Source organism: Micromonospora sp. CMU55-4 (assembly GCF_011602315.1).
GTDB lineage: Bacteria > Actinomycetota > Actinomycetes > Mycobacteriales > Micromonosporaceae > Micromonospora > Micromonospora chalcea.
In genome coordinates this window covers 320,081-346,105 of the sequence record NZ_JAAOLH010000003.1, presented here as the reverse complement: position 1 = coordinate 346,105, position 26,025 = coordinate 320,081, and the positions used below count along the sequence as shown (strand labels likewise).

At 75.0% G+C, this 26,025-nt stretch carries 22 protein-coding genes; 6 read left to right on the top strand and 16 right to left on the bottom strand.

Annotated features, from left to right (window positions below; translation table 11 throughout):
• Nucleotides 1–86: 86 nt before the first annotated feature.
• Both HA073_RS07730 and HA073_RS07725 read left to right on the top strand, forming a co-directional pair.
• The gene (locus HA073_RS07730; protein WP_166456010.1) at nucleotides 87–2,123 is read left to right on the top strand and encodes a penicillin acylase family protein; all 2,037 of its coding nucleotides are present in this window, start codon (nucleotides 87–89) and stop codon (nucleotides 2,121–2,123) included.
• The gene (locus HA073_RS07725; protein ID WP_064445634.1) at nucleotides 2,120–2,677 is read left to right on the top strand and encodes a GNAT family N-acetyltransferase; all 558 of its coding nucleotides are present in this window, start codon (nucleotides 2,120–2,122) and stop codon (nucleotides 2,675–2,677) included. Before HA073_RS07730 ends, HA073_RS07725 begins: the two co-directional genes overlap by 4 nt.
• Before the next feature lie 13 nt (nucleotides 2,678–2,690).
• Here the strand turns inward: HA073_RS07725 and HA073_RS07720 are convergent, their stop codons facing one another.
• Complete coding sequence (locus tag HA073_RS07720; protein WP_043323352.1) at nucleotides 2,691–4,916, bottom strand: hypothetical protein; 2,226 nt, start codon at nucleotides 4,914–4,916, stop codon at nucleotides 2,691–2,693.
• Nucleotides 4,917–5,090: 174 nt separating this feature from the next.
• On the opposite strand from HA073_RS07720, the gene HA073_RS07715 reads away from it, so the two are divergent.
• Nucleotides 5,091–6,008, top strand: a complete 918-nt coding sequence (locus HA073_RS07715) for a redoxin (RefSeq protein WP_113972942.1) — start codon at nucleotides 5,091–5,093, stop codon at nucleotides 6,006–6,008.
• Between the two features lie 22 nt (nucleotides 6,009–6,030).
• Entirely contained in the window at nucleotides 6,031–7,260 is a 1,230-nt protein-coding gene (locus HA073_RS07710; RefSeq protein WP_051610913.1) for an epoxide hydrolase family protein, read from the top strand.
• Nucleotides 7,261–7,313: 53 nt separating this feature from the next.
• Here the strand turns inward: HA073_RS07710 and HA073_RS07705 are convergent, their stop codons facing one another.
• Complete coding sequence (locus HA073_RS07705) at nucleotides 7,314–8,279, bottom strand: N-acetylmuramoyl-L-alanine amidase (protein WP_030499177.1); 966 nt, start codon at nucleotides 8,277–8,279, stop codon at nucleotides 7,314–7,316.
• Nucleotides 8,279–8,431 carry a hypothetical protein gene (locus HA073_RS07700; RefSeq protein WP_166456009.1) on the bottom strand — a complete coding sequence of 51 codons (153 nt, stop codon included), beginning with the start codon at nucleotides 8,429–8,431 and terminating at the stop codon, nucleotides 8,279–8,281. Before HA073_RS07700 ends, HA073_RS07705 begins: the two co-directional genes overlap by 1 nt.
• Nucleotides 8,432–8,641: 210 nt before the next feature.
• On the opposite strand from HA073_RS07700, the gene HA073_RS07695 reads away from it, so the two are divergent.
• On the top strand, nucleotides 8,642–9,877 hold the full coding sequence (locus HA073_RS07695; protein ID WP_166456008.1) for a glycoside hydrolase domain-containing protein: 1,236 nt from the start codon (nucleotides 8,642–8,644) through the stop codon (nucleotides 9,875–9,877).
• 55 nt (nucleotides 9,878–9,932) lie between these two features.
• Here the strand turns inward: HA073_RS07695 and HA073_RS07690 are convergent, their stop codons facing one another.
• Nucleotides 9,933–10,823: an SGNH/GDSL hydrolase family protein gene (locus tag HA073_RS07690; protein ID WP_043323357.1), complete on the bottom strand. Its 891-nt coding sequence runs from the start codon at nucleotides 10,821–10,823 to the stop codon at nucleotides 9,933–9,935.
• A 411-nt stretch (nucleotides 10,824–11,234) separates the two neighbouring features.
• Between HA073_RS07690 and HA073_RS07685 the strand changes: the two genes are divergently transcribed.
• Nucleotides 11,235–12,308: a hypothetical protein gene (locus HA073_RS07685; protein WP_043323358.1), complete on the top strand. Its 1,074-nt coding sequence runs from the start codon at nucleotides 11,235–11,237 to the stop codon at nucleotides 12,306–12,308.
• A gap of 63 nt (nucleotides 12,309–12,371) precedes the next feature.
• Here the strand turns inward: HA073_RS07685 and HA073_RS07680 are convergent, their stop codons facing one another.
• The 12 genes from HA073_RS07680 to HA073_RS07625 form a co-directional block, all read right to left on the bottom strand.
• On the bottom strand, nucleotides 12,372–14,225 hold the full coding sequence (locus HA073_RS07680; RefSeq protein ID WP_166456007.1) for an AfsR/SARP family transcriptional regulator: 1,854 nt from the start codon (nucleotides 14,223–14,225) through the stop codon (nucleotides 12,372–12,374).
• 101 nt (nucleotides 14,226–14,326) lie between these two features.
• On the bottom strand, nucleotides 14,327–15,283 hold the full coding sequence (locus tag HA073_RS07675) for a Gfo/Idh/MocA family protein (protein WP_113972937.1): 957 nt from the start codon (nucleotides 15,281–15,283) through the stop codon (nucleotides 14,327–14,329).
• Nucleotides 15,267–16,112: an inositol monophosphatase family protein gene (locus HA073_RS07670; RefSeq protein WP_069088457.1), complete on the bottom strand. Its 846-nt coding sequence runs from the start codon at nucleotides 16,110–16,112 to the stop codon at nucleotides 15,267–15,269. Before HA073_RS07670 ends, HA073_RS07675 begins: the two co-directional genes overlap by 17 nt.
• Nucleotides 16,109–16,642 carry a flavin reductase family protein gene (locus HA073_RS07665; protein ID WP_166456006.1) on the bottom strand — a complete coding sequence of 178 codons (534 nt, stop codon included), beginning with the start codon at nucleotides 16,640–16,642 and terminating at the stop codon, nucleotides 16,109–16,111. Before HA073_RS07665 ends, HA073_RS07670 begins: the two co-directional genes overlap by 4 nt.
• A complete protein-coding gene (locus tag HA073_RS07660; protein WP_064445641.1) occupies nucleotides 16,639–18,132 on the bottom strand; it encodes an amino acid adenylation domain-containing protein in 1,494 nt (497 codons plus the stop codon). The genes HA073_RS07665 and HA073_RS07660 overlap by 4 nt, the downstream gene beginning before the upstream one ends.
• Before the next feature lie 65 nt (nucleotides 18,133–18,197).
• Nucleotides 18,198–19,310, bottom strand: a complete 1,113-nt coding sequence (locus HA073_RS07655) for an acyl-CoA dehydrogenase family protein (protein ID WP_113972934.1) — start codon at nucleotides 19,308–19,310, stop codon at nucleotides 18,198–18,200.
• Complete coding sequence (locus tag HA073_RS07650) at nucleotides 19,303–20,463, bottom strand: acyl-CoA dehydrogenase family protein (RefSeq protein WP_166456005.1); 1,161 nt, start codon at nucleotides 20,461–20,463, stop codon at nucleotides 19,303–19,305. Before HA073_RS07650 ends, HA073_RS07655 begins: the two co-directional genes overlap by 8 nt.
• A complete protein-coding gene (locus tag HA073_RS07645) occupies nucleotides 20,460–20,714 on the bottom strand; it encodes a phosphopantetheine-binding protein (RefSeq protein ID WP_043323366.1) in 255 nt (84 codons plus the stop codon). The genes HA073_RS07650 and HA073_RS07645 overlap by 4 nt, the downstream gene beginning before the upstream one ends.
• Before the next feature lie 4 nt (nucleotides 20,715–20,718).
• Entirely contained in the window at nucleotides 20,719–21,966 is a 1,248-nt protein-coding gene (locus HA073_RS07640) for an alanine racemase (protein WP_166456004.1), read from the bottom strand.
• Nucleotides 21,959–23,458, bottom strand: coding sequence for a class I adenylate-forming enzyme family protein (locus tag HA073_RS07635; RefSeq protein ID WP_166456003.1), 1,500 nt, complete (start codon nucleotides 23,456–23,458; stop codon nucleotides 21,959–21,961). The genes HA073_RS07640 and HA073_RS07635 overlap by 8 nt, the downstream gene beginning before the upstream one ends.
• Nucleotides 23,455–24,699: an acyl carrier protein gene (locus HA073_RS07630; protein WP_166456002.1), complete on the bottom strand. Its 1,245-nt coding sequence runs from the start codon at nucleotides 24,697–24,699 to the stop codon at nucleotides 23,455–23,457. Before HA073_RS07630 ends, HA073_RS07635 begins: the two co-directional genes overlap by 4 nt.
• 76 nt (nucleotides 24,700–24,775) lie before the next feature.
• Nucleotides 24,776–25,990: an inositol-3-phosphate synthase gene (locus HA073_RS07625; protein ID WP_051610915.1), complete on the bottom strand. Its 1,215-nt coding sequence runs from the start codon at nucleotides 25,988–25,990 to the stop codon at nucleotides 24,776–24,778.
• Between the last annotated feature and the right edge of the window lie 35 nt (nucleotides 25,991–26,025).

Here is a 26,025-nt window from a genome sequence, read left to right as displayed (position 1 = left end):
GTAAGGTCGCCCTCGGTTAGGGGAGGTTATCCTAAGTTGACTGTGGAACGGAACCGCCGCCCGGCGCGCCGAGGCGGGCCGAGACGGTGACGCACGTCGATCGCGATCAGTGGGGCGTGCCGCAACTGTGGGCCGGTGACGCCGACGCGCTGGCCCGTCTGCAGGGGCGTGTCGCCGCGACCGACCGGGCGTGGCAGATCAGCGTCGAACGATGGCGTGCCGAGGGCCGCCTCGCCGCCCACGTCGGACCGTCCGAGCTGGCGTGGGACCGGTTCGCCCGCCGCGTACGGCTGGACGACACCGCCCGGCGCTGCTACGAACGGCTGGACCCGGACACCCGGCGGTGGGTCGAGGCGTACGTGGACGGGGTCAACGCCGGACTCGCCGAGGGCGCCGCCGCCGCGCCCGAGTTCACCGCCACCGGCGCCGCGCCTGAACCCTGGCGCCCCTGGTCGCCGCTCGGCGTGTTCCTCGTCCAGCACGTGCTGTTCTCCACCTTCCCGAACAAGCTCTGGCACGCGCACGTGGCCCGCACGCTCGGCCCCGAGGCGGCCGGACTGTTCGCGGTCGAGGGACCGGCCTCGTCCGGCAGCAACGCCTGGGCCCTGCCCGCCGACCCGGCCACCGGGCGTGGCCCGCTGATCGCCGGTGATCCGCACCGGCTGCTCGAACTCCCCGGCGTCTACCAGCAGGTCCGCCTGGCCTGCCCGGAGTTCGACGTGGTCGGTCTCGCCTTCCCCGGCGTGCCGGGCCTGCCGCACTTCGGCCACACCGGGCACGTGGCCTGGGCCGTCACCAACGCGATGGCCGACTACCAGGACCTCTACCGCGAGCGGCTGCGCCGCGACGGCGACCGGGTGCTGGCGCGCGACGCCGACGGCTGGACCCCGGTCGCGCGTCACGTCGAGGAGATCGAGGTCCGCGGCGGCGACCCGGAGACGGTCGAGGTGATCGAGACGCCGCGCGGGCCGGTGATCGACCACGACCGGGTCACCGGCGAGGCCATCGCGCTGCGCGCCCCGAGCCGGGTGGAGGCCCGGCTCGGCTTCGAGGCGCTGCTGCCGCTGCTGCGCGCCCGGCGCGCCGCCGACGTCGCCGACGCGCTGCGCCACTGGGTCGAGCCGGTCAACAGCGTGCTCACCGCCGACACCGAGGGCGGCGTCCGCCGTCTGGTCGCCGGCCTGGTCCCGGTACGCGACGAACGGTGCCGCCGGGAGCCGGTGCCGGCCTGGGAGCCGGCCTACCGGTGGCGGGGCGACTACGTGCCGCCGGTGGACGAGCGGGTCGACGGCGTGGCGGTGTGCGCCAACGACCGCCGCGACGACGTCGCAGCGCACGGTGTCGATTTCGCCCCGCCGCACCGGGCGCGCCGGATCCGCGCGCTGCTCGCCGAGGGCGCCGAGGCGTCCACAGTGCACACCGACGACCGGCTCCCGGCCGGCCCGCTGTACCGGCTGCTCGACCGGCTCGACCCGGGCCGGCTCGACGAACCCGCCCGCGCGCTGCTGCGGCGGCTGCGCCGATGGGACCGGGCGATGGCGGGCGGGTCGGCCGAGGCGGGCGCGTACGCGGCCTGGCGGGCGGCGCTGGCCCGGCGGCTGCGCGTACACCCGGGGTTGCGTGCGCTCGACGAGCCGTGCGGGTTCGACGAGTTGTTCGCCCCCTGGACCGACCCGGCGGCGCGGATCGGCCTGGCGCTGGATCACCTCGCGGCCGGGTTCGACCTCGCGGAACCGGCGGCCGAGGCGTTGGCCGAGGTGGCCGCCGGCCCGCCGCCCGGTGAGTGGGGCAGCCGGCACCTGCTGCACCCGGTGCACCTGGGCGTCGCCCCGGCGGTCACCGACGCGGTGACCGCGATGCGGGAGCGGGTGGCGCTGGCCGGTGACACCGACTGCGTGCTGGCCACCTCCAGCGTGCCGGGCGTCTCCGACGCCTGCTGGCGCGGCCCGGTGGCCCGCTACGTGTGGGACCTGACCGACCGGGCGGCCAGCCGCTGGATCGTCCCGTTCGGCGTGTCCGGGCGCCCCGGCGATCCGCACTTCGCCGACCAGCTGACCCACTGGGCCGCCGGGACGCTGATCCCGGTGCCCGCCGGCCCACTGACGGGAGACGAGACGACGTGATCCACCTGGAGTCGATTTCCGGCCTCGGCGCGCTGGCGCTGGAGCCGCTCCGCCCCGAGCGGGACGCCGGCCTGCTGCACGGCTGGGTGATCCGGCCCCGCAACCGGTTCTGGGGCATGGGCTCGCACACCGTCGACCAGGTACGCGACATCTACGCGTTCGTCGACGGGCTGGAGACCCACCACGCGTACCTGATCCGGCTCGACGGCGAGCCGATCGGGCTGTTCCAGACGTACCAGCCGGAGGCGGACCCGGTCGGCGAGCGTTACCCGGTGCAGCCCGGCGACGTGGGGATGCACCTGCTGCTCGACCCGCCCCGGCGGTACCCGCGCGGCGTGACCGGCGCGGTCTTCCCGGCCCTGATGCGGTTCCTGCTGCGTGACCCGGCCGCGCGTCGCGTGGTGGCCGAGCCGGACGTGCGCAACGACGCCATGCTGCGCCGCCTGCGCATCGAGGGCTTCACGTTCGGCCCCGACATCGACATGCCGGACAAGCGGGCGAGGCTGGCGTTCCTCACCCGGGAGCGGTTCGAGGCGGAGCACCCGCCCGCGTGAAGCCATGCCCGCGTCACGGCTCGGCGGCGCGCAGCCGCCCGGCCAGGTCCCGCACCGTCTCGGCGTACGCCGGGTCGTCCTCCGACGGGAGGTGACCCTTGATCGGCGGGGGGACGCTGTCCCAGGGCGGGGCGACCAGGCTCTCCGGATCCCGGAGGCGACGGTCCACAGTTGCCTCCGGGCCGGTGACGCGGGCCGGCTCGTCCGGGCGGTGCGGGGAGAAGATCCATCCGCCCAGCGCGTCGGTGTCCCGCCACAGGTTGCGCCAGCGCCAGCCGATCCGGCCGCCGATCCCGCGCAGCATCTCGCCGCCGACGTAGGCGGGGAACAGGCGGGCGTAGAGCCGGCGCAGCGGCGAGCTGTAGGTGAGCAGGGCGACCCGCGCGCTGACCTCCGCCGGTAGCTGCAGGACGGTCGCGGCGACGAGCACCGAGCCGTGGCTGTAGCCGGACAGCAGCACCCCGTTGCCGCTGTGCACCAGGTACGTGATGCGCCGGGCCAGCTCCGGCACGGCCCGCTCGGCGTAGCAGGGCGGTGCGAACGGGTGTGCCGCCCGGGGCCAGAACGTGGCCAGGTCGAAGAGCACGCCGACGTGGTGCCGGAACCCGGGACTGCGGTAGGCGAAGATCCCGGCGAGGATGAGGGCCAGCACCGCCGCCGAGATCGCCACCCCGCCCACCTCGATGCCGAACATGACCAGCTCCGCCGGGACGTGCGTGCGGTGCTCCAGCGTCTCGCCCGGATCGGGACGGACCAGCGCCATCGCGGTGGTCGCCGCGCCCAGTCCGGCCATGACGGCGAACAGCACCGCCAGCGGCACCAGCAGGTCGGTGAACCGGGCCCGCACGATCATCGTCCGGACCTGCCGCAGCCGGGGCGCCGCCTCGGCCGGCGGCGACGGGAAGTCCCGCTCGACGATCGCCCCGGCGGCCCGCATCCGGCCGCGCCGGGACACCAGCGCCACCACTGCCGCGACCACCAGGGTGACCAGCAGCGCGCGGAAGAAGCCGTAGATCGCCCAGGTGTACGCGTGCGCCGGGCCCGGTATGTCGTCCGCCGGGGACACGCCCCGGTCCAGCAGGTCGGCGGTGCGCTGGACCAGCTCGGCGGAGTACGCCACCGCGAGCCCGCCCGCCGCCGCGGCTACCACGAGCGCCCCGAGCCCGTTCGGCGGCTGGTGGCCGCGGACTCGTAGGCGGTGCCAGATCAGCACCGCGGCCAGGCCGCCGAGCAGTACCGCGTGCGTGACCAGCAGCCAGGTCAGGATCGAGCCGTAGCCGGGCAGCCCGCCGCCGGCACGCCAGCGGGCCGGGGCGAACAGCAGATACCCGGCCACCACGACGGTGAGCCCGATCGCGGTGCCGCGCAGCACCCGGGCGACCCGGTCACGTCGCGGGTCGGTGGGCGCCCGGTCGACGAGCGGCGGCACGCAGACCAGGACCAGGCAGGCGAGCAGCACCGCGCCGGTGACCGCCAGCAGCACCGCCACCGTGGGCGGGACGCCCTGCGCGGCCCGGGCGGCGAGGAGACAGCCGTCGAGGGTGGCGAAGGCCGCCGCGATGTGGATCGAACGCAGCCGGCCCATCAGCGGCTCGGTGTCCCACTGGCCGATCGTGCTCAGCGGAGGCCCGGCCGTCGCCCGCTCCGGCGCCCGGAACGCGGTGAACGAGCGTCCCGGCCGCCGGGAGCCCCACCAGACCAGGCTCACCGCGGCCGCCGGGACCAGCGCCAGCACCACCAGCCGCAGCCCGACCGGCCGCCCGCCCATCCAGGACAGCCACTCCCGGTCGGCGACGCACGCCGGGACGGACAGGCACTGCCAGGCCACCAGGTCCAGCGCGACCCCGGCCCCGGCGAGCACGTACAACGCGGTCAGGCTCAACCCCAGCACCCGGCACAGCGCCCGCACCACCGCGCCGCCGACGGCGTCCCCCGGCCGCATCCACACGGCCACGTTGAGCAGCATGAAGGGCATCAGGAACAGCAGCGAGAGGGTACGCAGCGCGGTGCCGGACGGCAGGTCGTTCCACTGGTACGCCTCCAGCGTCACTCCGCTCGCGCCGCGCCCGTCGGCCAGGTCCGGACGGGGACGGTAGAAGCCGGCGCTGCGGTCGCCCGCGACCTGCCGGACCAGCGGCCGGCCCAGCACCTCGGCGGCCCCGCCCGCGGAGACCCCGTGCACCCGCAGCTCCACCACCTCGCCCGGCGGGGCCTGCGCCCGCCCTGGTCCAGCCGTCATCGACCCTCCGCGACGTCCCGGCCGCCCACGCCGCCTGGCACGGCCCGCCCTCGGGTGGCGCAGCGTCCTACCCCGCCGGGCGGCGGGCAAACGCCCGCGCACCTGCCTCGGGCGGCCGTTCGAAACCGTGCCGTCCGGGTAACCGCCGACGGTCCGCCGAGGAAGGGGTCCCGCATGACCGGTGCTTCGCGTGACGACCTTGCCGTGGCGACCCGGCTGCCGCCGATCGACGTCCGCCGGTGGGTGAACTCCGCGCCGCTGACGCCGGAGGAGCTGCGCGGGCGCGTGGTTCTGGTCGACGTCTGGGAGTACACCTGCGTGAACTGGATCCGCACCGCCCCGTACGTGCGGGCGTGGCACCGCGACTACCGGGATCTGGGGCTCACGGTGATCGGCGCGCACGCGCCGGAGTTCGCCTTCGGCCGGCTCGCGGAGAACATCGACCGGGCGGTCCGCGACCACGGTCTCACCTACCCGATCGCGATCGACGACGACTACACGTTCTGGCGCGCGCTGCGCAACGACGCCTGGCCCGCGCGGTACCTCTTCGACGCCGACGGGCGGCTGGCCGACCGCTGGGTCGGCGAGGGCGGCTACGACCGCACCGAGACGGAGATCCGGCGGCTGGTCGAGTCCGCCGCGCCCGGGACCGCGCTGCCGCCGGTCACCCCGGAGGTGACAGCGTTCGTGACGAGCCGGCAGCCCACGTACGCGGGGATCACCCCGGAGACCTATCTCGGCGCCGAGCGGGGCGTGCCCGGCACGTACGCGCTCACCGGCGACTGGCGGGTCGAGGGCGAGTACGTCGAGGTCGCGGGCGGCCACGCCGAACTGGTCCTGCCGTTCACCGCCGGGGAGGTGAACCTGGTGGCCGACCCCGGACCGGCGGGACCGGCCGGGGTTCGCGTGCTGCTGGACGGGAAACCGGCCGCTGACGCGCGCGGCGCCGACGTGGACCCGGACAGCCGGGTCGTCGTCGACCGGGCGGCCATGATCCGGCTGGTCGACGGCGCGCCGCCGGGGGAGCACCGGCTCACCCTGCGCGCCGAGCGGCCCGGTCTCCGCGCGTACGTCTTCACGTTCGGTCCCTGACCCGACCCGAGGAGGACAACCCGTGGCCGTCAAGACCCTGACGCCGACGCGTACCGGCGCCGACATCCGCGAGTTCCGCGTCGACGTGCCGGAGGCGGACCTGCAGGACCTGCGGACCCGGCTCGCGGCCACCCGGTGGCCAGAGCGCCAGACGGTGGACGACCAGTCCCAGGGTGTGCCGCTGGAGACCAGCCAGGCGCTGGCCCGGTACTGGGCGACCGAGTACGACTGGCGCAAGGTCGAGGCGCGGCTCAACGACCTGCCGAACTTCGTCACCGAGATCGACGGCCTGGACATCCACTTCATCCACGTCCGGTCCCGGCACGACGACGCGCTGCCGCTGATCGTCACTCACGGGTGGCCGGGATCGGTGATCGAGCAGCTGAAGATCATCGGCCCGCTCACCGACCCGACCGCGCACGGCGGCCGCGCCTCGGACGCGTTCCACCTGGTGATCCCGTCGATGCCCGGCTACGGCTTCTCCGGCAAGCCGGACGGGCCCGGCTGGGACCCGCAGCACATCGCCCGCGCCTGGACCGAGCTGATGCGGCGGCTGGGTTACACCCGGTTCGTGGCCCAGGGCGGCGACTGGGGCGCGCTGATCACCGACATGCTCGGCGTGCAGGCGCCGCCGGAGCTGGCCGGCATCCACACGAACATGCCGTGCGTGGTGCCGCCGGACATCGACGCGCTGCTGCAACGCGGCATCACCGGCGTGAACAACCCCCTCGCGGAGCTGCCGGCCGGGCTCTCGGACGAGGAGCGGGCCGCCTGCGAGCGGATCGACTTCTTCTGGAAGCACTCCGCGTACGCGCTGATCATGACGACCCGCCCGGAGACGCTGACGGCGCTCGCCGACTCGCCGGCCGGGCTGGCGACGTTCATGCTCGACCACGACGCAGCCAGCCTGGATCTGATCTGCGCCGCCTTCGCCGGCCGGCCCGGCGGCCTGAGCCGCGACGACATCCTGGACAACGTCACGCTCTACTGGCTGACCAACACCGGCGTGTCCTCGGCCCGGCTGTACGCGCAGAACGCGCTGTCGTTCTTCGCCGCGAAGGGCGTCCGGGTGCCGGCCGCGGTGAGCCAGTTCCCGGACGAGATCCTGCTCGCGCCGCGCAGCTGGGCGGAGCGGGCGTACCCGAACCTGATCCACTACAACCAGCTGGACCGGGGTGGGCACTTCGCCGCCTGGGAGCAGCCGGAGTTGTTCGCGCAGGAGATGCGGGCGGCCTTCCGCTCGCTGCGCTGACTGCCGGGACGGATGCGGCCGGGTGGGATGTCCACCCGGCCGCGTCCGCGGATTCAGACCTCGGTCAGCCGGACCGCGTCGGCGATGACCAGGCCGGCGGCGGAGCTCCACCGGCTGACCGCCACCCGGTTGGCGTCCCCGGCCGGCAGCGTGAACGTGCCGAGTGAGCGCCACTGCCCGCCGGTCGCCCGCTGGTCGACGGTGACCGTCCGGTTGCCGGTGGTGGTGGCGACGATGTACGGCGTGGCCGCGTTGTAGCCCGCATTCGCCGGCCACCACGCGTCGACCCGGTAGTTGCCGGTACGGGGGACGTTGAACTTGTACCAGGCGGCGTCGCTCGCGGCGACCGGGTCCGCGTACCGGTAGTCGGCGCCGTAGCGCTGCCCGGAGTAGGTCGAGGTGCCCCAGTTGGCGCTGGCGGTGAACCGGCCCGCGGTGGCGTTGTCCACCGTCGACGTCCAGCCGGTGCCGCCGCCGGCCATCTTGGCGGCCACGTCGGCGCGCATCGTGTTCAGGTCGATGAAGGACGGGTCGATCTTGCCGGTGGTGCTGGTCTCCCGGTGCCCCCGGGCGTAGCTGGAGTCCCGGCCGAGCCGCTTGAGCACGGCGGCGGTGGCCGCGATGCTCGCGTTGTACTGGGCGGTGGTCATCCGCTGGTCGACGCCGTTGTAGTCGATCTCCCAGCCGATCATCAGGGTGTTGCCGTCGCCGGCCGGGATCGGGCCGCTGCCGCCGCTGGTGCCGGCGTGGTTGCACCGGCCGGCCGAGATCACGTGGAACACGCCGTGGTAGTCCACGAGCGCCTGGCAGAGCGGGCCGGGCAGGTCGGAGCGGCCGTTGATGCAGATGTTCAGCGCCGGGTGCGGGTTGGTGGCGCTGGACGTGGCGGCGGTGTGGTGCCAGAGCACGCCGATCGGGTCGAACGAGCCGGAGCGCATCCGGTTGAGCCAGTCGCCCTCGACCACCACCTGCACGCCGGCGGCCCGCAGCACGTCAACGAGCCAGGGAATGGTGGCCATCACTGCTCCCGGAGCAGGTCGGCGAGGCACTCGGCCTTCGGCGCGGCGTGCGCCGTACCGGGACGGACGGCCACCACGAGGGCGGCGGCCGCCAGGGCGGGTACGCCGAGCAGACCTCGGCGTCGCAGACGGGGGGATCGTGACGTGGGCATGGCGCTCCTCGGGTGACGGCGCAGTATCGATCGACGCTCGTGAGTGTGGGCACGCTATCCCGGCGTCGGGCGCTCTGTCGATACCCTTCAATGATCGTTTCCATTGTGAAAACTTTCGCCACCGCCATCTGTCGTCGTTCGTCGATGCGTGGTAGAAATCCTGCCCAAGTCTCGCCGTCGAGCGAGGAATCCTTCACAGGAGGGGCGCCGATGAGAGCGTTCGTCACGGCCCTGACACTTCTCGTTGTGGCCGCGGCCGCGGCCCCGGCCACCGCGGCCGCCCCGGCCGCGGCCGCCGCCACTGTCGCCGCGGTCGGCCCGCAGCCCGGCACCTTCACCGGCAAGGGCTTCGACACGTGCACCGCGCCGTCGCAGGCCGCGATGGACGCCTGGCTGACCGCCTCGCCGTACCGCGCGGTCGGCGTCTACATCAGCGGCGCCAGCCGCACGTGCGCCCAGCCCAACCTGACCGCGACCTGGGTCGCCGACCAGACCCGCAAGGGCTGGCGGCTGATCCCGATCGAGCTGGGCTACCAGGCGCCGTGCGGCACCCGTACGCCGAAGATGTCCGCCGACCCGGCCACCGCCCGCGGGCAGGGCCGGACCGCGGCGGACAGCGCGGCCGCCGCCGCGACGGCGCTCGGCATCGGCGCGGGCAGCACGCTCTACAACGACATCGAGCAGTACCCGTCGAACGCGAGCTGCCGGGCCGCCGTGCTCTCCTTCCTCTCCGGCTGGGTCGAGCGGCTGCACACGCGCGGCTACCTCGCCGGCATGTACTCCAGCGGATCCTCCGGCATCACCGACGTCTGCAACGCCTACGACGACACCCGGTACCTGCGCCTGGACCAGATCTGGATCGCCTGGTGGAACGGCGTCGCGGACACCGACGGGGGCACGTACTGCGCCGACGACCGCTACGCCGACCAGCAGCGCCTGCACCAGTACGCCGGGGACGTCACCGAGACGTGGGGCGGCGTGACCATGAAGATCGACCGCAACTACCTGGACGTACGGGCCGGCACCCCGCCCGCGACGTGGAGCGTCACGGTCGACAACGCCACGTCGGGCGGGTTCAGCGCGGGCGCGGCCTGGGGCGCCTCCGCGTACTCCGGGCAGCGCTACGGTGCCGACTACCGCTTCGCCACGCCGGTGGCGGCCAGCGATGTGGCCTGGTTCCGGGCGAGCCTGCCCGCGACCGGCGCCTACGAGGTGTCGGTGTGGTACCCGGCCGACCCCGGCTACAACGACCGCACCCCGTACCTGGTCGCCACCACGACCGGCAACCGGTCGGTGGCGGTCGACCAGCGCACCGGCGGCGGACGCTGGGTCTCGCTCGGCGTGTTCACGCTCGCCGCCGGCGCCGGGGACAAGGTCGGGGTGAGCCGCTGGAGCGCCGGGACCGGGTACGTGGTCGCCGACGCGGTCCGTATCACCCGGGTGTGAGCCCGCGGGCCGTGAGCCGGTTCCGCCTCGGCGGGGCCGGCTCACGGCGTCCGGGTCAGCTCAGGTGCGCCAGCAGGGCGGTGGCCATGCCCTGCTCACCGCGGGCGTTCGGGTGGAACGGCGCGGCCGAGTTCTGCGGCACCAGCCCCTCCACCCAGCGGGTGCCGCTGCTCTTGCACGCGTCCCGGCCGATCGACGGGGTGTAGACGTCGGCGTAGCTGGCCCCGCCCGCCGCCGCGGTGTCGGCGAGCATCGTGTTGAGCGCCTTCTGGACGCCGCGCAGGTACGGCACGTCCTGGTAGGCGATCGGCACCACCGGCCAGCAGCCGTACCCGCTGTCGGGCAGGATCGCCGGATAGCCGAGCACCACCACGCGCGCGTTCGGCGCGGCCTGGCGGACCGCCCGCAGCACGGCCGTCACCTTCGGCGCGGCGGCGGCGATCCGGGCCCGCAACTGGTCGGTGCCGCCCGCGGTGAACCGGTCCTTGCAGGGCGACCCGAGCGGGCTGCTCACGCTCGCCTCGGCGCAGTCGCCGATGATGCCGGAGAAGCCGATGTCGTTGCCGCCGATCTGGACCGTGACCAGCGCCGTGCTGGCGGTGACCGCGTTGACCTGCGGTGGCAGCGCGATGCCCAGCGCGCCGTCGCCGCCGTACAGGATGTCCTCGGTGGTGGCCCCGGAGCAGCTCACGTCGGTGAACGACGACGAACCGGCGGACGCCGCGACCAGGGACGGGTAGTTGCGGTTGGAGCGCAGGCAGTTCAGGTCGACCTGGGTGGGCACGAGCGGGGCGGAGGTGTAGGAGTCGCCGAGCGCCACGTACCGCCCGGTGGGCGCGGCGGCGACGGCGGGCGCGGTGGCCGCGAGCAGCACGCCGGCGGTGGCGGCGGCGACCGCGGCGAGTCTGGTGGCGGTCCGCATCAGCGGCAGGCGGGGACGGTTCATGGGGCCCTCCCGGAGGGGTCCTGGTGGTGGTGCTGGGATTCTGTCCACGCCTGTGGCGCACGTCAATATAGACAGTGCTCACTAAAGCGTGTCCCGGGATGTGGTCCGGCACTGCCTGGGGGAGGGTTGCCGACGCGGTCTCAGGTGTTGTGTGCGTCACACTTTTCGGCGTCCCCGGAGTCGGGTGCCGGGAGCCCGTCGATGGGTCGATTCGTTGCGGCGCAACGCTCCCCGGCACTGTCGCTCCTGGTGGCTGGACCGGGGCCGGATTCGCGGAGGCACGCACCGGAGCCACCCCGGCACGGCTGGTGAGCGACCGATCGAACGTCGGCGATCCCGGATTTGCGGCCGTCATTACGCTGCGAAGTGGTTGATCGCCGGAACCACGGACGACAGGTGGAAGAACCTCAGATGAGTGACAATCACCCTCCCTACGGAGGCTATCCGGACCCGAACGCCGGAGCGTGGGGCAACCAGCCCGACCCGAACGCCCCGTACGGCGCGCAGCCGGCCTCCGGCGCGCCCTACGGCTCGCCGCCGGCGTCAGGTGCCCCCTACGGCTCGCAGCCGGCGTCGGGCGCGCCCTACGGCGCCCAGCCGGCCTCCGGCGCACCGTACGGCGCCCAGCCCGCTTCCGGCGCGCCCTACGGATCGCAGCCGGCCTCCGGCGCGCCGTACGGGGCGCCGCAGCCCGCGGTGTCGTACCCGGGGCAGGCCGGCTTCCCGCCGCCGGCCGCGCCCTACGCGCCCGGCACGCCCCAGGGCGGCGGCGGCAAGAGCAAGGGGCTGATCGTCGGCCTCGCCGCCGGTGCGGTGACGCTGACGCTGCTCTGCTGCGGCGGCGGGCTCGCCTACGTCGCCTTCAACGGCGACGAGGAGGACCCGAAGCCGGTCGCCTCCGGCAGCGCCACCCCCGGGCCGGACGGCAGTCCGTCCGCGACCCCCAGCGCTGACGGGCCGGAGTCGCCCGGGCCGGACGGTCCCACCAACAACGACGCGATCACCGCGCGGTACGCCAGCGAGATGTCGGCGGTCTGCGACGGGGGACCGATCCTCAACGCCGCCCCGTACACCGCGCCGGCGGGCTCGAAGGCGTACGTCTTCTCCAACTCCCCGGACCGGCCGACGTTCTGGTCGCAGAAGACGATCAGCTCGGCCAAGCCGTACTACGCCAAGTCGGCGGACTTCGCCACCGTGTCCGTCATCGGCTGCCTGAAGATGGTCGAGGGCAGCGAGGGCACGCCGAAGAAGTGCCAGTACAAGAACAGCGAGGACAAGGTCGTCACCGTCGACTACATCTCCTCGCGGTACACGCTGACGTTCCACGCCGCCAAGACCGCCGAGAAGGTCGGTGACGGCGGCACGGTGAACGCTCCGGCCGCCCGCTGCCCGAGCTTCATCTCCTACAACAAGGTGACGATGAAGTCGTACGCGACGCCGGACAGCGGCACCATCGAGGCCGCGCTGGACCGCTTCCTCAAGTGAGGAGACCCGGATCGGGGTGTGCGCGTCGGCTGACCCGCACACCCCGATCCGGCTGCCGGCGGGTCAGGTGGCCGGCAACGGGCGGCCGTGCGCGTCCACACACTCGCGGGCGAAGAGCCGCAGCAACTCCGGCAGGTGGAAGTGCTGGCCCGGATCGTCCGAGTCGACGGGCAGCAGCAGATTGTGCTGGACCAGGTGCTCCACCATCCGGTTGGCCTGCTGCCGGGGCAGGCGCAGGATCTCCACCGCGCTGGCCGGGGTGATGAACGAGCCGGCGCGGGCCAGCGCGCGCAGCGCCCGGCGGGCGTCGACGTCCAGCGCCTGGTAGCTGACCGAGAGGCTGCCGCGCACCGAGATGTCCCCGACGGCCAGCTCGGACAGCCGGTTCTCCTCGTCCTCCAGGTGCGCGGCGAAGCCGGGCAGGGCGACGTCGGGCTGGGTGACGAGCCGGCTGCCGACGATCCGCAGCGCCAGTGGCAACAGGTCGCAGGCCGCGGCGATCCGGCCGAACACCTCCGGTTGCTCACGTACCCGGCGCTCACCGGCGATCGTGGCCAGCAGTTCCACCGCGTCGGCGCGGTCGAGCGCGCCGAGCGTCAACCGCCAGCCGACGTCCAGGTCCAGCAGGCGCTGCCGGCTGTTGATCAGCACCAGGCTACGGCCCGCGCCGGGCAGCAGCGGGCGCACCTGCTGCGCGCAGTGGACGTCGTCGATGATGAGCAGCAGCCGTCGGCCGGCGAGCGCGCACCGCAGCGCGGCGGAACGCTCCCGGATGTCCTCGGACACGTCGGCCAGCGGTACACCCAGCTCGACGAGCAGCTCCCTGATCAGTTCGCCGCTGCCGCGGGGTGTCTCGTCGCTGCTGTCGAAGCTGACGAAGAGCTGACCGTCGGGAAAGAGGTCGGCCAGGTCGTACCCGCTGGACACCGAGAACGACGACTTGCCGACGCCCGGCGCGCCGGACACGAGCACGACCCCGGCGTGCTCGTCGGCGCCGGCCGGGTCGGCGATCCCCTCGGCGATGGTGCGGAGCTGGCTGGCCGTGGTGTCCCGGCCGACCAGGGACGGCGGCTTCATCGGCAGGGCCTGCGGGCTCGGCGGCGGGCCGGGCGGCGCCGCGGGCCGGGCGCCGAGGGCCGCCGGCCAGCCGGACGGTGGTCGGACCTCGGCGGAGTCCCCGTCCAGCGCGGCCTGGAGGGCGCCCTGGAGGGTGGGACCGGGGTCGACGCCGAGCTCGTCGACGATGCCGCGCCGGGCCTGCTGGTACACGGCCAGCGCCTCGGCCACACGCCCCTCCAGCGTCAGCGCGGTCACCAGCTGCGCCTGCCGGCGTTCGTCGAGCGGCTCCTCGGCCACCATCCGGCGCAGCGACGGGATGACCCGGGCCGGTTGCCGCAGTCGCAGGCGCAGGTCGAACAGCTCGGTCGTGATCTCCCGGTGCTGCTCCCGCAGCGCCGTGACGGTCGCGCCCAGGTCGGTGCCCGGATCCGCCAGGTCCTCCAGCGGGGGCCCGCCCCACAGCTCGACCGCCTGGTCGAACAGCTCGGCGGCGACCTCCGGCCGGTCCCCCCGCGCGGCCCGGCGGGCGTCGTCGGTGAGACGCCGGAACCGCAGCAGGTCCAGCTCGTCCTCGTCGACCCGCAGGTGGTAGCCGGTGCCGTCGTGGACCAGCCGGTCGGCCGAGTCGCCGCCGCGGTCCAGCGCCTGCCGCAGCCGGTGTACGTACGTCCGCAGGTTGCGTACCGCCGACGCGGGCGGCGCGTCCGGCCACAGGCCGTCGACCAGCCGGGAGGTGGCGACCGTGCGCCCCGGGCTCAGCAGCAGCACGGCGAGCAGAAGGCGGGGCTTGGTGCCGGTGAGCGTGATCGGGTGATCGTCCACGTGAAGGGCCAGCGGGCCGAGGACACTGAACCGCATCGATGCATTCCCCCGCTCCGCAGGACCGTCCACAGTGTGGTGCACGGCTGGAATTCCCACCTTCGGCTGGGGAATACCTCGATCCCAGATGGTGCAAGTTGTCACCGATCGGTGTGTATCTCGTGACCCCGGGTGAGTTGCGCCGTCGCCCGGTGCGCCGCGTCGAGCACCGCCACCGCGTCCGCCACCCCGGCGCCCGCCGACCGGCCCGCGCGGACCAGCTCGGCGAAGTCCTCCGCCTGGCAGGCCAGGGCCGCGTACATGGTGGCGTCCCCGTCGGCCGGGTCGAGGAAGGCCAGCCGCTCGTGGTCCCGGGTGCCGAACACCTCCACCGTCGCCATGTCGCCGCCCCGGTGGTGCCGGCCGAGCGAGACCAGCGCGGTACCGCCGCCGGACAGGCCGAGCAGCGCCTGCGCGCTGTCCACGTCCCGGCCGCGTACCGCCGGGTCGGTGACCGGACCGGCGGGCTGCGCGGCGACCCGGTCGATCTCCTGCCCGGTCAGCCACCGGATCTGGTCGAACTCGTGCACGCCCATGTCCACGAAGATCCCGCCGCTGCCGGTGCGGAACGCCGCCGCCGGCGGCTCGCCGTCCCACTGCGACGCGGCCACGAACAGGACCTCGCCGAGCGCGCCGCCGGCAATCCGCTCGCGCAGCCGGCGCAGCTGCGGGACGAACCGCCGCCAGTAGGCGACCTGGAACGGGATCCCGGCGGCGGCGGCCACCCGCCCCGCCTGCGCGGCCCCGGCCGGGTCGAGCCCGGCCGGCTTCTCGCACAGCACCGGCAGCCCGGCCTCGGCGGCGGCCGCGACCAGCTCGCCGTGCCGGCCGGTGGGCGCGGTCACCAGGAGACCGTCCGGCGTGGCGTCCGCGAGCAGGTCCGCCACGCTCGGGTACGCGGGCAGCCCGGCCGCGGCGACCTCCGCCCGTGCCGCCGGAACCGGGTCGACCACGTGCCGGATCCGGACCGTCCGGTGGTCGGCCAGGGCCCGCAGGTGGTGGCGGCCCATCCGGCCCGCCCCCACAAGTGCCAGCCGGAACTCATCGCTGCCGGTCATCGTCGGTTCCCTTCTTCTCGTCGGCGTCGTCCGTACGGTCGGGGCTCAGCCAGCCGGCCAGCGCGGCCACGACGGCCGGCGCGCCGGTGGCCAGGACCGCCATCCCGTCGTGGCGCCACCGTCGGGTCACCCCACCGGCGGCCTCGACCAGCGCGGTGCCGGCCGCGACGTCCCACGGCGCGGGGTCGAAGCTGACGAACGCGTCCAGTTCCCCCCGGGCCACCGCCGCCAGGTCGCAGACCGTGGAGCCGGAGTTGCGCAGGTCCGCGACGAGGGGCGCGACGCCGACGAGCGACTGGTACGCCCGCCGCCGCGGGCCGGGCGCGTTCGGCACCGCGAACGCCACCAGGGCGTGCCCCGGCGCGGCCTCCCGGTCGACGGTGACCGGGACGTCGCCGTCGAGCGCGCCGTCGCCGTCGAGCACCAGGCAGGCGCCGGTTGCCGGTTGCAGGATGGTGGCGGCGACCACCTGGCCGTCGCCGTCGTCGCAGCCGATCGCCACCGCGATGCTCACCGCGTAGCGGCTCGCCCCGTGGCTGAAGTTCAGCGTGCCGTCGAGCGGGTCGACGATCCAGCGCAGGCCGGAGCAGCCGGCGCTGAGCCCGGACTCCTCGGCCAGGACGGCGTCCTGCGGCCGGTCGCGGGCGAGCAGGTCGAGGATGGCCCGTTCGCTGGCGTGGTCGGCGGTGGTCACCGGGTCCTGCGCCGCCCCGCCCTTGTGCATGGTCCGGAAACCCTGGCTCCGTGCCTCGCGGATCGCGTCCGCCCCGGCCCGCGCGGCGCGCAGGCTCAGGTGGCGCAGGTCGCCGGGAGCGGCGCCGATGCTCATCGCGCCACCTGCGCTTCCGCCGGTGCGGCGACCCGCGCGTAGTGGCCGTCCACGAACAGCAGCGGTGGGGTCGGCCGGAGCAGGCCGGCGGAGCGGACCGCGCCGATCAGCACGGCGTGGTCACCGGCCGGGTCGGCGGAGACGGCCTCGCAGCCGAAGTACGCCACCCCGTCGGTCAGGCGCGGGCAGCCGGTCGCCCGCTCCGCGTCGTAGGTGACACCGGTGAAGCCGTCGGCGCCGCTGGGCCGTCCCCGGCTGGCGAACCAGGCCGCCTCCGCGCGCTGGTCGTCGGCGAGCACCGTCACCGCGAAACGCCCGGTACGCCGGACCGCGCCGAGCAGCCGGCAGTCCCGCCGCAGGCAGACCAGCAGCATCCGGGGCGACAGCGACACGGTGGTGAAGGAGTTGACCGTCATGCCCACCGGGCCGTCGGGTCCGACGGCCGTCGCCACCGCCACTCCGGTGGCGAACCGCCCGGCCACCGAACGGAACGCCCCTTCCTGGTCGTGTCCGTCTCCTGTCCCGGTCATCGTCGTTCTCCTCTCGTCGCGCTGCCGACCAGGTCGGCGGTCCGGCGCCGGTCGGTCTTGCCGTTGGCGTTCGTGGGAAGCGCGGCCACGTGGTGGATCCGGGCCGGCACCATGTAGCCGGGCAGCCGGTCCGCGCACCGGCGGGTCAACTCGGCGGTGATCCCGGCGGCGCCGGTGTAGACGGCGCGCAGGGCGACGTCGGCGCCCGCGCCGAACGCCAGCACCACCGCGTCCTGCACCCCCGGGTGGCCGCGCAGAACCATTTCGATCTCGCCGAGTTCGATCCGGTAGCCGCGCAGCTTCACCTGGTCGTCCAGGCGGCCGTGGTGCACGAGCGTGCCGTGCTCGCGGCGGACCCGGTCCCCGGTGCGGTAGTACCGGCGACCGGCGTACGTGACGAACCGGTCCTCGTCGTCGGCCGGGTCGAGGTAGCCGTCGAACCGCTGCGGCCCGTGCACGCACAGCTCGCCGTCGTCACCGCCGACGGTGCCGTCCTCGCCGCGCAGGATCGCGTCGAGCCCGGGGTGCGCGTCGCCGATCGGCACGGTGCCGTTCGAGGTGGCCGGCCAGTCCGCCGGATCCGCCGGCAGCCGGTGACCGGTGCAGGTCACGGTCAGCTCGGTGGGACCGTAGAGGTTCTCCACCACGCTGCCCGGCGCCGCCGCCGCCCACGCCCGCGCCTGCTCCAGCGTCAGCGCCTCGCCGGCGAAGAGGCTGTGCCGCAGGCCCGGCATGGCGCCGGGGGAGAGCATCCGCATCCGGCGGGCCAGCGAGACCACCGAGGGCACCGAGAACCAGTGCGTGATCCGTCGTTCGTTGACGAACCGCACCGGCGTCAGCACCTCGTCGGGCTGCGGCACCACGAGCGTGGCGCCGCCGCCCCAGGCGACGAACATGTCGAAGACGGACGGGTCGAAGGTCAGGTCGAAGGTCTGCGACAGCCGGTCGCCCGGGCCGACCGGGTAGCGGTCCCGGCAGCACGTGAGGAACGCGTCGACGTTGCGGTGCCGGATCGGCACGCCCTTGGGTCGCCCGGTCGAGCCGGAGGTGAACAGCAGGTACGCCACGTCGTCCGGCGCCACCGGGGCGGCCGGCGGCGGGACGCCCGGCGCGCCGTCGAGGCGTACCGTCACGGCGTCGCCCGCGACCTGCGCCGCCGTCGCGGCGCCGGCGTCGTCGACCACCAGCGCGTCCACCCCCGCGTCCCGGCACAGCCGGGCGGTGCGGGCCGGTGGGAAGGCCGGGTTGAGCGGCACCACCACCGCTCCGGCGCGCAGCGCGGCCAGATAACCGGCGTACGCGGGCAGGCTGCGGGCGGCCAGCAGGCCGACCGCGCGCGGGCGTCGGCCCACCTCGGTGTGGATCCGGCCGGCGAGGCCGTCGGCGAGGTCGCGCAGCCGGCGGTAGGTCACCGGCTCCCCGCCGACCTCCAGCGCGACCGCCTCCGGCACCCGTGCCGCGGTTCGCTCGAACCACTGGTAGAGACTCACGGCGTTGCTCCCTTCGCTGTGCTGTCGTCGATCGGCGTCCCGCCGCCACCGGGCGCGGGACGCCCTCAGGTCACCGCGCCGGCCAGCTCGTCGGCGTGGTCGGCGATGCCGGCGAGCATCGCTCCGGTTGCTCCGCCGGCGATGCCGAACATGGCCGCCTCGGTGCGCAGCTGCGCCTCCCCGCCGTCGCGGAACGCGTCCGCGCCGCGCAGGCGCACCGCCTCGGCGGCGACCCGGTCCACGGTCTCGGCGGCGCTGACCTTGAGCAGCATCCCGGTGACCGCGGACGGGACGGCCGCCGGCGCGTCCAGCAGCGGCGCGCACAGCGCGTCGAGCTGGTGCGTGGCGACCAGGCACCGGGCGTACCGCTCGCGGACCGCCGGGCGGTCCCACAGCGTGCCCGCCCCGGCCGGCCGGCGCCGCAGCCAGTCGCGCAGGCCCGCCAGCATCCGGTGGCACATCGCCCGGGCCCACAGCGCCCCGGCGACCCGTTCGACGCCGACCTGCCGGGCGAACCCGGCCAGCGCCCGGCCGGGGCGGCCCAGCACGGCGTCCGGGGCCAGCGCCACGCCGGCGAAGCGCAGGTGGCCCACACCGGACCCGGCGAACGCCCGGCCGGCGGATCCGACTGTCACGCCGGGCGCGTCGGCCGGCGCCAGCACCCAGCAGAAGCTGGTGAAGTGCCGCGCCTCGCGGTGCCGGGCCAGCACCAGCGCCGCGTCGCAGCTCGTCGCGTTGGTGATCCAGTCCTTGCCACCGTCCAGTACGGCGCCGTCGTCGCCCAGCTTCACCCGGGTCGTGGCGTCGAGCAGGTCCGATCCCGACCCGGCGGCGTCGGTGACGGCCAGCGCCACCACGGTCTCGCCGCGCAGCATCCCGCGTCGCGCGCGCTCGGCCGGCCCGGTCGCGCCGGCCAGCAGCGGCAGCACCGTGGCGACCTGGACGCAGACCGACAGCGTCACGCCGAGCGGGCACCGGGCGTCCAGCTCGGTGAGCAGGGCCGACAGCCGCCGGGGGTCGGGCTGGACGCCGTCGGCGTAGAGCGCCTCGATGGTCCCGGCGGCGCCCAGCGCGCGCCACACCGCACCCGGGTCGGTGGGGTCCACGCCGGACAGCGCGGCGCCCGCCGGGGCGGCGTGGTCCCCGGCCGACGTCGGTGTCGCCCTCGGCTCAGGCAAGACGCACCCCCGGGTCGCGCAGTGACAGCGCCCCGTTCGCCAGGCGCAGCCGGTCGTTCGCGTAGTTCAGCGAGGCCGAGCGCAGATCCCGGAACGTGCGCTCCAGCGCCAGCGGCGAGTCGGTCAGGTAGCCGTGGCGCAGGCCCGCCAGCTCGACCAGTTCGTGCGCGGCGGCGAAGGACTCCTCGGCCGCGCGGATCTTCAGCGTGTTGAGCAGCAGTTGCACCGGCGCCGCCGACATGTCCGGCGCGTCGGTGACCACCGAGACGGTGTGCCGCAGCAGCGCGTGCGCCGCGTCCAGCCGGGCCCGGATCCCGGCCAGCCGCAGCAGCACCAGCTCGGAGGAGGGGGCGAACTGCCGCCGTCCCGCCTCGCTGCGGGCGTGCCGCAGCACCCGGGCGTACGCGCCGGCCGCCGCCCCGATCCAGGCCGCCGCCCAGCCGACGTGCGCCAGCGGCGCGAAGACAGTGGTGGCGATCTCCCGGAACCCGCCGTGTTCGCCGATCACCTGCCACTGCGGCACCGCGCCGCGCAGCCGCATCGGGACGCTGTGCGTGGCCCGCATGCCCAGCGGACGCCACCCGCCGGTGACCTCGACCTCCACCTGGTCCCGGTCGGCGTAGACCAGGTCCACCTGGGCCGCCGAGCCGGTGCCCGGGGCGCGGGTGGTGATCAGGAAGGCGTCCGCGTACGGGCCGCCGGTGACGATCGGGGCCTGCCGGTCGACGCGCAGCATCTCGCCGTCGTGCTCCAGCGCCGACTCGGCGGTCAGCAGGTGACCGCCCTTGCCGGCCTCGGTGGTGACCGAGCCGAGATACCGCTCGCCCCGGGCCACCGACGGCAGCACCTCGGCGCGCAGCTTCTCCCCGCCGTACGCGGTGATCGCGGCGACCTGCTGGCAGTGCATGGCGAAGACCATCGCCACCGACATGTCCACCCGGCCCAGTGCCAGCGTGACGTCGACCAGGTCCGGCAGCGTCCCGCCGGCGCCGCCCTCGGCGACCGGGACCAGCAGCCCCAGCAGCCCGGTACGGCGCATGGCGGCCAGCGCCTCGGTGGGGAAGGCCGCGGTCTCGTCGGCCTGGCGGGCGTGCTCCGCCGCGATCTCGGCGACGGTCTCGACGGCCGGGGCGTACCCGGCGACGGCCGTCATCGGGAACCACCGCCGACCGGTGTGCGCAGCTCCTCGACCACGCCCCACAGCCCGCCGGCGGTGGCGAACGTGGAGTCGACCAGCTTGTCGTCGGGCACGGCGACCCCGAACGTCTCCTCGATGGCGAACAGCAGCTCGATCTCGCGCATGGAGTCCAGGCCGAGGTCGCGCAGCCGCGCGTCCTCGGTGATCTCCTCCGGGCCGGCGAACTTGAGGAACGGCCGGAGCAGCTCGGTGAATTCGGTGTTCATGACGTCACCTTTCTTCTCGTGGTTCGTCAGTGGCTCCCGGCGCGTCGACCGGGTGCCGTGTCAGGGTCAGCCGGGACGTCTCGACGACGCGGTCGCCGTCGCAGACGACCTCGACCGGCGCCGGGTGGCCGAGGAAGGCCAGCAGGCTCGCCGAGAGCCCGTACGCCCCGACGTTCGGCACGGCGAGCACGTCGCCGGGCCGTACGTCGGGCAGGCTCGCGGCTCGGGCCCAGGTGTCCAGCGGCGTGCACAGCGGCCCGGCGACGATCGCGGCCTCCAGTGGCGCGCCGTCGCGGTCGTCAGCGGCGTGCAGGGCGGGCACGAGCGGCGGCAGCCGGCGCAGGCCGGACATCCCGCCGAGGTGGTTGATGCCGGACTCCAGCACCACCACCGGCGTGCCCTGCGACCGCTTGACGTCCAGCACCCGGGTCAGCAGCGTGCCGGCGGTGGCGGTGAGGAACCGTCCCGACTCGAAGGCCACCGTGGGCGCGCCGTCGCGCCAGCCGGGGAAGAGCCCGTCCAGGGCCGGGCCGACCCGGTCGGCGAGGCCGGTCAGGTCCGCGTTGTGGCCGGGCCGGGCGAACGGCGCGCCGAAGCCGCCGCCGAGGTCGAGCAGGTTCAGGTCGATGTCGAGCAGGTCCCGCAACCGCCGGGCGGTACGCGCCGCGGCGGTGAACTGGGACACCAGCGCGTCCACCGAGTCGACGTTGCTGCCGGTGTAGAGGTGGAACCCGCGTACCGGGGCCGACGGGCGGGAGCGGAACCGGTGCGGTTCCCGCTCGATCCAGTCGGCGTCGGCGCCGAACTGGGACGCGACGCCGGTCATGGTGAGCCCCTGACCCGGGTTGGGCACCCGGTCGTTGACCCGCAGCAGGCAGCGCAGTTCGACGCCGTGCGCGGCGGCGATCCGGTCGGCCTGGTCCAGGCCCTCGGGCGAGTCGACGGAGAACCAGCGGACACCGGCACGCACCGCCTCGGCCACCTCGGCGTCGCGCTTGCCCGGTCCGGTGTAGAGCATGCGGTCACCCGGCACGCCGGCCCGCAGCGCCGCGGCCAGCTCGCCCGGCGAGCAGATCTCCGCGTCGCAGCCGGCGGTGTGCAGCGCCGCCACCAGTGCCGGGTGCGGGTTGGCCTTGAGCGAGTAGAACAGCCGGCTCGGCGCGGGCAGCGCGGCGACCAGGGCGGCGTGGCTGGCGCGTACCCGGGCCAGGTCGTAGCGGTAGGCCGGGGTGTCGAAGGGCAGGTCAGCCATCGTGCTCACCCGCCAGCCGGGCCAGCGCCCGCCGGTCCACCTTGCCGTTGCCGGTGAGCGGCAGGTCGGGCAGCACGACGCAGCGCGCCGGCACCTTCATCTCCTCCAGCTGCTCCCGCAGCCGGCGCAGCACGTCGGCGGGGGTGAGCGCGGCCACCACGAACAGCGTCGCGCCGTCGTGGCCGTCGGCCGGCGGCAGCACCCCGGCCGCGGCCACGCCGTCGACCCGGTACGCCGCGGCCTCCACCTCGGTGGCGCTGACCCGGGTGCCCTTCTCCTTGTAGACGTCGTCGCGCCGGCCGGCGAAGTGGACGTACCCGTCGTCGTCCACATGGCCGTGGTCGCCGGTGTGCAGCTGCGGGAAGAGCCCGTGTACACGGCGGAACCGCTGGGCGGTCAGCTCGGGCCGCCGCCAGTAGCCGGCCATCACGTGCGGGCCGCGTACCACCAGCTCGCCGGGAACGCCCGGTGGGTGACGCCGCCCCTCGGCGTCCACTGTGAAGATCTCGGTGCCGGGTAGCGCCCGCCCGCAGGCGCCGGGCCGGCGCAGGTCGGCGTCCGGCGGCATGATCGCCGCGCGTTTGCACTCGGTGAGGCCGAACATGAGCTGGACGCTCAGGCCGGGCAGCAGCCGGCGCAGGCCGGCCAGCACCTCCGGGGGCATGGCGGCGCCGGTGTTGGTGAGCAGGCGCAGCGGCGGGCGCGGCGCGCCCGCCCGGCCGAGCAGCCGCAGCAGGTTGATCGCCAGCGACGGCACGCAGGGCAGCACCGTGGCGCCGGACTCGACCAGGCTCACCAGCAGGCGGCCACCGGTCTCCGCGCTGTCGCCCAGGCGCAGCCGGGCGCCGGCGACGGTGCTGAGGAAGATCTGGTAGAGGCCGTAGTCGAACGACGGCGGCAGCAGGACGTGCACCACGTCGTCGGGCCGGTAGCGCAGCTCCGACTGGATCGCCCGGACCGCGAACGTGACCTGGGCGTGCGTGGAGACCACGGCCTTCGGCATGCCGGTGCTGCCGGAGGTGTAGATCAGGCAGACCGGGTCGACGGCCAGCGGGCCCGGCCCGGCCGGCGCGTCGCCGCCGGCCGCGCCGGATGCCGCGCGCCGCAGCGCGGCGGCCCCTCGCGCCGGGACGCCACGGGCGTGGCACAGGCCGGTGAGCACCCGGTCGTCGGTGAGGACCAGGACCGGTTCGGCGTCGTCCAGCACGTGGGCGAGGGCGACCTCGGGGGCCGGCGTCCGGAGAACGACGAAGACCGCGCCGGTACGGGCGACCGCGTACAGCAGCGCCGGCAGCGTCGCGTCGGCGGGCAGCGCCACCAGCACCCGGTCGCCGCGCCGGACGCCCTGCCCGCGCAGCCAGCCGGCCAGGCGCAGACTGTCGGCCCGCACCTGACGGTACGTGCGCTCGACGGTCCCGTCCCCGGCGGCGGGCGCGTCGGGGCGCGCGCCGGCGGTGTGGTCCAGCAGGTCGTGCAGCAGTTCGGCACTCATCGGGCACCTCCGGTGGCGGCGCCGAACATGGCGCACAGGGAGCCGACGTCGCGCAGGTCGGCCGCGGAGAGCGCGGTGGCCGGAACCTCGACGCCGAGCCGCCGCTCGACCCGGTCGATGACGTCCACCAGCCGGAACGAGTCGAAGCCGGGAAGCTCCCGGAGCACGTCGGTGGTGCGCAGCGTCGAGCCGTCCAGGTCCAGGGTTTCGCCGAGCGCGCCGAGCACCGCGGCGCGTACGCCCTCCCCACCTGCCGGGTCCGGCGCGGGCGGCACGGCGTCGTGGCCGGGCGTGGCGGCCGGTTCGGCGATCGACTCCAGCGCGTCGAGGTGGTCGGAGATCAGCTCGCCGAGCGCGTCCGCCAGTTCCGGCGCGGCCGGCCGGCCCGCCTGGGCCCGCCGCAGCGCCACGTAGCTGCGCGTGGCGAGCTGCTGCCAGCGCGCGGCCTGCCCGGCCAGCGCGGCGGCGGCCTCCGGCGCAACCGCCGCGAGCCAGCGCTCGTGCAGGTCGCGTGCGCGGGCCAACAGCCAGACGTCGAGCACGAAGCGGTGCAGCCCGGCCACCGTGTCCAGGGCGGCGCCGGTGCGGTCCAGGTAGCGGGCGATCTCCGGGCGGGCCCGGCGAGCCCGGGCGGCGTTGCCGGCGAGCATGGCGGGCACGTCGATCGCCGGCGCCGGGTGCGCCGTCACCGCCAGCGTGTGCGCGCCGCCGGCCAGCGCCGCGTCGAACGCGGCGATGGGCAGCCGCCACACGCCGGGCCGCGCGGGGCCCCAGGCGGTGTCGTTGTGGTAAGCGTCGACCACCGTGACCTGATCCGGCCCGGCCTCGGTGGCGAGGAAGCTGTGCCGCATGTGCTCGTGCCCTTGGTAGGGACACCACGGCAGGTCGTACGCGTCGGCGGTGACGTAGAGCGGCTGGCCGGGCGCGCACAGCCGACGGACCTGCGGGCCGTCGAGCTGCATCCACCGGCCCTCGACGCGCAGGCCCAGCAGGTCGACCGCTTCGGCGGCCCGGTCGTCCGAGGTCGCCTCGACGGAGATCAGAGCGTCCTGATCCCGGGTGCGGAACCCGTACCGGGCGCCGAGGGCGAGATGGCTGCCGGACCCGTTCGCGTAGTCGGCGAGCAGAGCGAAGCTCGTCTGGAGACAGTCCAGCGCGGTCGCGTGCAGACCGGTCAGGATCGGCGTCCACACCGGATCCGTGCTCGGCCGGTCCGGCGCGTTCGGGACGTGTGGGGACATGGGAGGCTCCTCGATGCGGATACGTGGGGCGGGGCCGCCGGCGCGGAAGTCGCCGCGCCGGCGGCCGGTACGAAGGTCAGCTGTCGCCGCGGCCGTCCAGCCCGTTGGCCCAGCTGGCGAGCGCCTGCGCCTGCTCGGCCAGCGCGTGCTCGTCGGTGCCGATCGGGTCCTTGAAGAAGAACCCCAGCTCCTCGATCGGGCCGACGTGCCCGGCGCGGTGCGCCGCGGCGGTCAGCCGGGCCAGGTCGAGCACCAGCGGGGCGGCCAGCGTGGAGTCCACCCCGCTCCAGGTGAGCTGCATGGACATCCGGACGCCGAGGAAGCCCTCGAACGAGACGTGGTCCCAGGCGGTCTTGTGGTCGCCGAGGTCCGGCACGTTGTCGATGTGCAGCGGGGCGGTGACGTCCTCACCGAGCAGCGCGGGCAGCACGCCCGACTTCGAGCTGAGCTTGCTGCGGGCGTTGCGCGGGTCCTCCAGCGTCGCGCCGTCACCGCCGCCGAGCAGGTTCACCCCGGCCCAGGAGAGCACGTGCAGGGCGCGGCTGGTGAACATCGGCGCCAGGGCGGTACGCAGCAGCGTCTCCCCGGTCTTGCCGTCGGAGCCGGCGAACGGCACCCGCTCCCGCTGCGCCAGCATCTCCAGCGCGGGCAGCCGGGCGCCGGTGGACGGGGTGAAGTCGACGAAGCCGCAGCCGGCCCGGAACGCCGCGTACGCGACCACCGAGCTGGCCGGCAGCGCCTTGTCGTCCGGGTCGGCCAGGGCGCGGGTCAGCGCGTCCAGGTCGTCGTGCTCGGGCCGGTGGTCGGCCGGCGGCTCGGTGGAGGACACGTTGATGACGACGACCCGGGACAGCCCGTGGCGGGCGCGGAACTCCTCGATGTCGCCGGCCAGCCGGTCGACCACCTCGGCCAGCGGTCCGGTCTCGGTACGCGCGTCGTAGCCGGTGCGCAGGTTCTGCTCGACCTCGGGCAGGCTGCCCCGCACGGCGGCCAGCACCGGCGCCGGGATGACACCGGAGTCGACGAGCGACTCGGCCTTCTTCTCCAGCGGCGTGTCGACGATGTCGTGCCCGCCGACCACCAGGTCGGTCCAGCTCACCAGCGGCGCGTCGCGCAGCATGCCGGTGTCGGTGACGCAGCCGGTCGAGTCGGCCATGCCGGCGCGCAGCGCCAGCAGACCGGTGATCGCCGTGGTGGCGACCGAACCGCGGGCGCCGTTGAGCCACACGCCGACGGGTGCGTCCGTTTCGGGGGACGGGGCGTGCGAGGTCTCGCGTTGGGTGACGGTCACGGGAAGACTCCTTCTCTGGGTGCGCCGGGACGGCG